The sequence below is a fragment of the Pseudoxanthobacter sp. genome, assembly GCF_036822375.1.
Lineage (GTDB): Bacteria > Pseudomonadota > Alphaproteobacteria > Rhizobiales > Segnochrobactraceae > Pseudoxanthobacter.
On sequence record NZ_DAISHT010000152.1, the window covers coordinates 1 to 8,891 of the forward strand.

The 8,891-nt window shown below is 65.8% G+C and carries 5 protein-coding genes; all 5 read right to left on the bottom strand.

Annotated elements, in window-relative coordinates:
• Positions 1-1,258 precede the first annotated feature (1,258 nt).
• Positions 1,259-2,932: a ribonuclease J gene (locus tag V7067_RS13055; protein ID WP_334176338.1), complete on the bottom strand. Its 1,674-nt coding sequence runs from the start codon at positions 2,930-2,932 to the stop codon at positions 1,259-1,261.
• Positions 2,932-3,669, bottom strand: coding sequence for a biotin--[acetyl-CoA-carboxylase] ligase (locus V7067_RS13060; RefSeq protein WP_334176339.1), 738 nt, complete (start codon positions 3,667-3,669; stop codon positions 2,932-2,934). Before V7067_RS13060 ends, V7067_RS13055 begins: the two co-directional genes overlap by 1 nt.
• Before the next feature lie 136 nt (positions 3,670-3,805).
• Entirely contained in the window at positions 3,806-5,236 is a 1,431-nt protein-coding gene (nuoN, locus tag V7067_RS13065) for an NADH-quinone oxidoreductase subunit NuoN (protein ID WP_334176340.1), read from the bottom strand.
• 87 nt (positions 5,237-5,323) lie between these two features.
• On the bottom strand, positions 5,324-6,877 hold the full coding sequence (locus tag V7067_RS13070) for an NADH-quinone oxidoreductase subunit M (RefSeq protein ID WP_334176341.1): 1,554 nt from the start codon (positions 6,875-6,877) through the stop codon (positions 5,324-5,326).
• Positions 6,877-8,889, bottom strand: a complete 2,013-nt coding sequence (gene nuoL / locus V7067_RS13075; protein ID WP_334176342.1) for an NADH-quinone oxidoreductase subunit L — start codon at positions 8,887-8,889, stop codon at positions 6,877-6,879. Before nuoL ends, V7067_RS13070 begins: the two co-directional genes overlap by 1 nt.
• Between the last annotated feature and the right edge of the window lie 2 nt (positions 8,890-8,891).

Sequence of the window (8,891 nt, forward strand, 5' to 3'; positions counted from 1 at the left end):
AGCGGGAGAGGCGCATTCCGGGTGCTCTTGCACAAGGGGGATCGGAGGCTCGCGGCACGCGAGGCTGATTGGCGAACAATAATGGCAAACCTGAGCCGGTGGGGGAGTGAACAGGCCCGGCCGCCAAAAGGCAACCCGTCGGTTAGCAGGCCCCGGCCCGGCAAAAAAGGTCAGCCATGCTGTCAAACGCAAAAAAGTTGGGCGAGCCATGCACAAAATGATGACAAAGCAAATTCGATGCGCTAGGTTCGAAACATAACAAGTGGCTGACGGTCTCCGAGCCGGCCATCAGCCGATAAGGCATCGCGGTCTAAGTCTTGGGAGGAAGACCCTCGGCGCAGCTTATAGCTTGCAGCCGCCGGAGTTGGGAGGAGACACCCCTCGACTCCACAACAAAGGCAGTAGGGTAAGACGCGGAACTAGAACAGCAAGGCCCTCGGGCCTTGCTTTTGTTTTTTAAGGCCCGTGCATTCCCGCGCAACCGCCGGCGACCGCCCGCGGAACAACCTTCCGCAAGCCGGACTCTGCGAAGCCGCGGCCCCCCCTGCACGCCCGACCGCCGCATGAGGCGTCCGACCGGCCACACCGCCGCGCTGCACAAGAGCTTGACTTTCCACATGAAATCCGCGCACTGGCATCCGCCATCCCGGTCCGCCGCCCGCGCGCGAGGGCGTCTTCAGCAACCCGGGACGCCCGGCCGCGACTCCGCCGGCTGCGCACCGCCTCCCCGGCCGGAGCCCTGATCCGCCACAGGTGCTCTGCCGGATCGCCGGGCCCGGCCTCCTCCGGTTGAGAGAATTCCGCCCCCGATCCGCAGCAGCCGCGCGTTGTCCCGCTCAGGCCCGCCGGCCGAGACCACACCGCAGGCCGGGCGTCATGCGACGGGCCTCCGGGTCCCGAATCGACCCGCCCGAATCCCGGCCGAACGATCCGCCCGCGACAATCTGCTCCGCCGTCGGCCGACTCACCCACGGCGGCCGGCGCGGCCAACGCCGCGCTTCCGTAGCGGCTATTGTGCCTATTTTTTGCGCACAAGGTTCGCGTTGGTTTCGCGCTGGTCAGGCCGCAGCGCGCGCGTCACACGCATCCGCCGGCAGGCAGCAGGCCGCCAGCATCCGATATCGAACAAGCAGAATGGGTTGACTTCGACGCCCGCGCGCCGGCCGCCATCGGCGCCGCCCTGAGCCGGCAAACTGGCCTGACCGCCGCAACGCAGCCGGCCTGCTGCCTGCCGTTATGGCAGGCAGCCGTTGCACATTCAGCCCTCTGCGACCGCAACGCGGCAGACGGGCTTCTTGCCCCACTTTTCCGCGACCGCCGCGCGCGCAGCGCGGCGCACCGCCTCTGCAACGAGCGCGTGGTCCTTGCGGCGCGGCCGCGGGATGCTCTGCAAGGCACCGGCGACCGCCTTCTGCACGACGGCCGAGAACAGCACGCCCTCGCGGGTCGCTGTCGGCACGCCGATCAGCGTCACGGTCGGCGCCGCCACCTCGTCGCCCTTGCTGTCGAGCGCCAGCGACACCACCACCACACCGTTGAACGAGGCGCGACGGCGGTCTTCCATGCCGGACTGTTCCGGCTCAACCAGCAGCCGGCCGTCTTTGTACAGCACGCCGGCATGCACCTCGTCGACCACTGCGGCCGGCCCCGGCGCAAGCCGCACCATCAGGCCGTTGTGCGGAATGATCACCTGCGGCACCCCGAGCCCGCGGGCCAGCTTGGCATGTTCGGCCAGATGCAGGGGCTCGCCATGCACCGGCAGCGCCACCTGCGGCCGGATCAGGCCATAGAGCTCGCGCATCTCATCGCGCCGCGGATGACCCGAGACATGAACGAGACCGTCGCGGTCGGTCACGATGTCGATGCCCCGCGCCGCCAGCGCATTGATGATCGAGCCGACGGCCTTCTCGTTGCCGGGGATCGTGCGCGACGAGAAGATCACCATGTCGCCCGGCGAGAGCGCCACCAGACGATGATCGTCCTCGGCAATGCGCGCCAGCGCCGCACGCCATTCGCCCTGACTGCCGGTCAGCAGCGCAACCACCTTGTCGCGCGGCAGGTAGCCATAGGCTTCCTCGTCCAGCACGGGCCGCAGACCATCCAGATAGCCAAGCTCCCCGGCGATCTCGATCACCCGCTTCATGGCGCGCCCGAGCACCACGACTTCCCGGTCTGCCCGGTTCGCCGCACTGATGACCGCGCGCAGCCGTGCAGCGTTCGACGCAAACGTCGTCACAGCAACGCGCGCCGGGGCATTGGCGATGATGCGTTCAAGCTCAACCGCCACGTCCGCTTCCGACGGCGAGCGCCCTTCGCGGATCGCGTTGGTCGAATCGCAGATCAGCGCCTGCACGCCTTCCGCGCCGATCTCGCCCAGCCGCGCCAGATCGATCGGCAGCCCGATGCCGGGCTCATGATCGATCTTCCAGTCGCCGGAATGCACGGCGGTGCCGGCGGCGGTGCGCACCACCACCGCGTTCGCCTCCGGAATCGAATGCGACATCGGCACCAGTTCCAGATCGAACGGCCCGAGCTGCCACCGCGCGCCCTGCTCCACCTCTACGATGTCGATGTCGGGCGCGTCCGGCTCGCCATCGAGCTTGGCGTCCAGCATCGCCGCCGCAAACGGCGTCGCATAGACCGGCACGCGCAGCCGGCTCCACAAGTCCACCAACGCGCCGTAATGGTCTTCATGGACGTGCGTCAGCACGATGCCGAGCAGGTTCTCACGCTCAGCCTCGATGAAACGGGGATCCGGCAGAACCAGATCGACGCCCGGCTCGTCCTCGCCCCCGAAACTGACGCCGCAATCGACCATGATCCAGCGCCGGTGCCGCGCCGGGCCATAGCCGTAAAGCGCCATGTTCATGCCGATCTCGCCGACGCCCCCAAGCGCGACGAAGACCAGTTCATTCGTTTTCTCTGCTTTCATCAGCCCGCTGTCGCCGCCACTCCAAAATGGACGTCGCCGGCCGCCACGCTGTGCCTGCGGCCATCGTCGCCGCGCACCACGAGGTGCCCATCGCCGTCCAGTGTTTCAAACCAGCCTTCAATCACTCTGTCGCTGAGCTGGACGCGAACCGGCGCGCCCACACCGCGTGCCCGGGCCAGCCAGGCCGCCCGGATGGCCCCAAATCCCGTTCCGTCGTCCCACAGCCGCTCCGCCAGCACCCAGGCGTCCGACAGCGCCGCGAACATCGTCGCCGCATCCGTTACAACGCCCGCTTCCGCCAGCGAGGCCACCCGGTACGGTGCGCCCTCGGGCGCCCGCACGACGTTGATGCCGATCCCGACCACCACGGCCGTCATTCCGTCCGCCAGCCGGTCCGCCTCAAGCAGAATACCAACCAGTTTCGCCCCGTCCAGCAGCAGGTCGTTCGGCCACTTCAGCTCCAGCCCGGCCATGCGGCCGGTCGCGCCGGCATCGCCCGCGACATCCGCCACCGGCCGTCGAAGCGCGACCGCCGAAATCGCCCAGTGCGCGGCAAGCCCGGCCACAAATCCCAGCGTCGCCAGCGCGTGCGCCGGCTGCGGCGAAACCTTCAGCAGGCTCGCCGCCAGATTGCCGACCGGCGCCACCCAGCCCCGGCCCCGCCGGCCGCGGCCGGCGGTCTGACACTCTGTCACCGCCCAGAAATTCCCGCTGCCGCCCTTCAGCGCCGGCAGCATGGCCGCCCGGTTTGTCGATCCGGCCGACCGGTAACCCTGAACGCGAAAGCCCGCCGCAGAAGCGACGGGCCCGAGAACGAACCCTGCGCCATCCGGCGCAGGGATCATGTCATCATCGCGCGCTGTCATCGCCCGCTCAGAACAGGCTTGCCGCTGCCGCGCCCGCGGCATTGATCACCGGGCTCGCGAACACGACGAACAGCAGCACCGCGGCACCGCTGATGCCGAGCACGAACTTCAGCGACCCGGCCATCGGCTCGAACCCTTCCGCCGGCTCGTCGAAGTACATCACCTTCACGACACGCAGGTAGTAGTACGCGCCCACCACCGAAGCCAGCACGCCGATCACCGACAGCCAGTAGAGCCCGGCGTGAATGGCCGCCGCGAACACATAGAACTTCGCGAAGAAGCCGGCGAGCGGCGGAATGCCGGCCAGCGAGAACATGATCATCGCCATGACGAAGGCCACGACCGGGTTGGAGCGCGCCAGACCGGAAAGGTCGCGGATTTCCTCCACCGCCACGCCGCGGCGCCGCATCGCGATGATCACCGCGAACGCGCCCAGCGTCATCGGTAGATAGACCGCGAGATAGACGAGCACGCCCTGCACGCCTTCCGCCGTGCCGGCCGCGAGGCCGACCAGTGCGAAGCCCATGTGACCAATCGACGAATAGGCCATCAGCCGCTTGATGTTCTTCTGCCCGATGGCGGCAAACGAGCCGATCAGCATCGAAGCCAGCGACACGAACACCACGATCTGCTGCCAGTCGTGCGTCACCGAACCGAACGCATCGATGACCACGCGGACGAACACCGCCATGGCCGCGATCTTCGGCGCCGACGCGAACAGCACCGTCACCGGGGTCGGCGCGCCCTCATAGACGTCCGGGGTCCACATGTGGAACGGAACCGCCGAGACCTTGAAGCAGAAGCCCGCCAGCACGAACGCCAGACCGAACGCAAAGCCGACCGTGCTGGCCCCTTTGCCGACGATCTCGGCAATCTCGTGGAAGTTGGTGTGGCCGGTAAAACCGTAAACCAGCGACATGCCGTAGAGCATCAGGCCCGACGACAGCGAACCGAGCACGATGTACTTGATACCCGCTTCGGTCGACCGCACGTTATCACGGTCGATCGCCGCCAGAACGTAGAGCGCGAGGCTCATCAGTTCGATGCCCAGATAGACCGCCAGAAGATCGTTGGCGGAAATCAGCAGCAGCATGCCGATCGTCGAAATCAGCACCACGACGGCAAATTCAAACCGCTCGAACTTCTCCGCCCGGCTGTAAGCGCCGGACATCAGGATCGCACCCGCGGAGCCGAGCACCGTCAGCACCTTGAGATAACGGCCAAACGCATCGGAGATGAAGGCACCGGAGAAGGTGACCCCCTCGTGCGGAAAAGCCAGAATCAGCACGCCGACGACAAGAAGGAGCGCAACCGCGAGGGCATTCACCAGTCCGGTGGCGTTCTCGCGGGCAAACAGCCCCACCAGCAGCAGCGCCAGAGCGCCCAGCGCCAGCAGTATCTCCGGCAAAGCCGGCAAGAGATCGGGCAGCGTCGCCATCGGCGTTTGGCCTCTTATCGTTCCGTCTTCGTTGCACCGGCCGGCAGGTCCCTCACCTGCCAGCCGTCTGTTCTCGTTCTGCCCGCCTCAGCGCGCAAAGGTCGCCATCACGCCTTCGGGCAGCATCGCGTTCATCGCACTCTGCCCCTCGGCCTCGGCCCGCGCCAGCGAGGCCTGATACTTGTCGAGCAGGTTCGTCACCGAGGCGGCCGTCACATCCATGATGGGCGCCGGCCACACACCGAACAGGATCGTCAGAGCGACCATCGGCACCAGCAGCACCTTCTCGCGGCCCGAGAGATCCATCATCGCCTTCAGGCTCTCCTTATCGAGCGCCCCGAACACGACCCGGCGATAAAGCCAGAGCGCATAGGCCGCCGACAGGATCACACCCGACGTGGCGAACACCGCCACCCAGCTGTTGACCTGGAACACACCCAGAAGCGTCAGGAACTCACCGATGAACCCCGAGGTGCCTGGCAGCCCGACATTGGCCATGGTGAACACCATGAACACCAGTGCGTAGGCCGGCATCCGGTTCACCAGACCGCCATACGCGGCGATCTCGCGGGTATGCAGCCGGTCGTAGACCACGCCGACGCACAGGAACAGCGCGCCCGACACGAAACCGTGCGAGATCATCTGGAAGAGGCCGCCCTGCACGCCCGCCTGATTGGCCGCGAAGATGCCCATCGTCACGTAGCCCATGTGGGCCACCGACGAATAGGCGATCAGCTTCTTCATATCCTGCTGCACGAGCGCGACGAGCGAGGTGTAGACGATCGCCACCACCGAAAGCGTGAAGATGAAGGGCGCGAAATCCGCCGACGCCACCGGGAACATCGGCAGCGAGAACCGCAGGAAGCCGTAGCCGCCCATCTTCAGCATGATGCCGGCCAGAATGACCGACCCGGCCGTCGGTGCCTCGACGTGCGCATCCGGAAGCCAGGTGTGCACCGGCCACATCGGCATCTTCACTGCGAACGACGCGAAGAACGCCAGCCACAGCCATGGCTGCATCGAAACCGGGAAGTTATGGTTGAGCATCGCCGCGATGTCGGTGGTGCCCGCGTTCCAGTACATCGCCATGATGGCCAGCAGCATCAGCACCGAGCCGGCGAGCGTGTAAAGGAAGAACTTGAAGCTCGCATAGACACGGCGCGGACCGCCCCACACGCCGATGATGATGTACATCGGGATGAGGCCGCCTTCGAAGAAGACGTAGAACAGCACCAGATCGAGCGCACTGAACACGCCGATCATCAGCGTCTCCAGCACGAGGAAGGCGATCATGTACTCCTTGACGCGCGTCTGAATGGCTTCCCAGCTCGCCAGGATGCAGAACGGCATCAGGAACGTCGTCAGGATGACGAACAGCATCGAGATGCCGTCCACACCCATTTTGTAGGTGATCGTGCCGCCGAGCCAGTGTGCATTCTCGACGAACTGGAAGTCCGGGTTCGCCGGATCGAAGCCGATCCAGATCAGCAGCGACACGAGGAAGGTGAAGACCGTCGTCACCAGTGCGACACGGCGAATGTTCGCCACCGCAGCCGGGTCATTGCCCCTGACGAGCAGGATGAACAGCACCCCGACCAGCGGCAGGAACGTGACGATCGAGAGAATCGGCCACTCGCTCATCACGGGTTCCCCCCCTGGAACATCGACCATGTCACGAGAGCGGCGATGCCGATCAGCATGACGAAGGCATAGTGGTAGATATAGCCGGTCTGCAGCCGCACGACGCGGTTGGTGATGTCGACGACCCGCGCCGAAATCCCGTTCGGACCGAAGCCGTCGATCAGCCAGCCGTCGCCCCGCTTCCACAGGAAGTTGCCGAGGCAGCGGGCCGGGCGGACGAACAGGAAGTCATAGAGCTCGTCGAAATACCACTTGTTCAGCAGGAACTTGTAGAGCCCCTGATGACGGGCGGCAAAGGCCTTCGGAACCTCCGGCGCCTTCATGTAGGCGTACCAGGCCGTCACCAGACCGAGCGCCATGGCAACCGTCGGCAGCCACTTCGCCCACGCCGGAACTTCGGTGTGCATGGCATGCAGGATGTGCTCGACCGTCTCGATGTCGATCGCCTGCTTCCAGAACGACTGCCACTGATCGCCGATGAACACGCCGTGGAACACGATGCCGCCGAACAGTGCGCCGAGCGACAGCACGCCAAGCGGGATCAGCATGACGGCCGGCGACTCGTGAGCGTGCGCCATCACCTCCGCAGAAGCCCGCGGCTTGCCGAAGAAGGTCATGAACACCTGACGCCACGTGTAGAACGCCGTCAGGGCCGCCGCGATCACGGTCATCCAGAACGCATAGACGTGCATCGGGTTGTGACCGACGAAGGTCGCCTCAATGATCGCGTCCTTCGAGAAGTAGCCGGCGGTGAGCGGGAAGCCGGTCAGCGCGAGGCCGCCGAACATGAACGCCCAGAAGGTGAACGGCACCACCTTCCGCAGCCCGCCCATCATCCGCATGTCCTGCTCGCCGCCGACGGCATGGATGACCGAGCCGGCGCTGAGGAACAGCAGGGCCTTGAAGAACGCGTGCGTGAACAGGTGGAACACGGCGACGTTATAAGCGCCGATACCGAGCGCCGCGAACATGTAGCCGAGCTGCGAGCAGGTCGAATAGGCGATTACGCGCTTGATATCGTTCTGCACGCAGCCGATCGTCGCCGCAAAGAACGCCGTCGTCGCACCGATGAAGGTGATGAAGGTCAGCGCATTCTCAGACAGCGAGAACAGCGGCGACATGCGGGCGACCATGAACACGCCCGCGGTCACCATCGTTGCCGCGTGGATCAGGGCCGAAACCGGGGTCGGGCCCTCCATCGCGTCCGGCAGCCAGGTGTGCAGCAGGAACTGCGCCGACTTGCCCATCGCGCCCATGAACAGCAGCAGCGCGATGATGGTGACGGCGTTCCAGTCGTAGCCGACGAAGTGGATCGTCTTTGCGGCCAGCGCCGGTGCGGCGGCGAAGACCTGATCGAACTGGATCACGCCCGTGGCCCAGACCAGCGCGAACATGCCCAGCAGAAAGCCGAAGTCGCCGACGCGGTTGACGACGAACGCCTTGATGGCGGCCGCGCAGGCCGACGGCCGCTGGAACCAGAAGCCGATGAGCAGGTAGGACGCCAGACCCACGCCTTCCCAGCCGAAGAACATCTGCATGAGATTGTCAGACGTCACCAGCATCAGCATGGCGAAGGTGAAGAGCGACAGGTAAGCGAAGAACCGCGGCCGGTGCTCGTCGTGGGACATGTAGCCCATCGAATAGAGATGGACGAGCGCGGAGACCGTGTTGACCACCACCAGCATCACCACGGTCAGCGTGTCGATGCGCAGGGCCCAGTTGAACGAGAGCGAGCCGGAGGAAATCCACGTCAGCAGATCGACCGTCGCAACATGCGTCTCGCCGATACCGACCTGAACGAAAGCGACCCACGACAGAATGGCGGAAACGAACAGCAGCGCGGTCGTGATCACTTCCGCCGCGCGCGAGCCGGGCGCGGCAGCGTGGTGGTCGTCGTGGCCGTGGCCGCTGTGATCGGCATGCGCCGCAGCCGCCACCGCATGACCGTCACCATGCCCGCCGTGGCCATGTCCGCCGGACGGCGGCGGAATGTTGGCGTGGGAACCGAGCATCG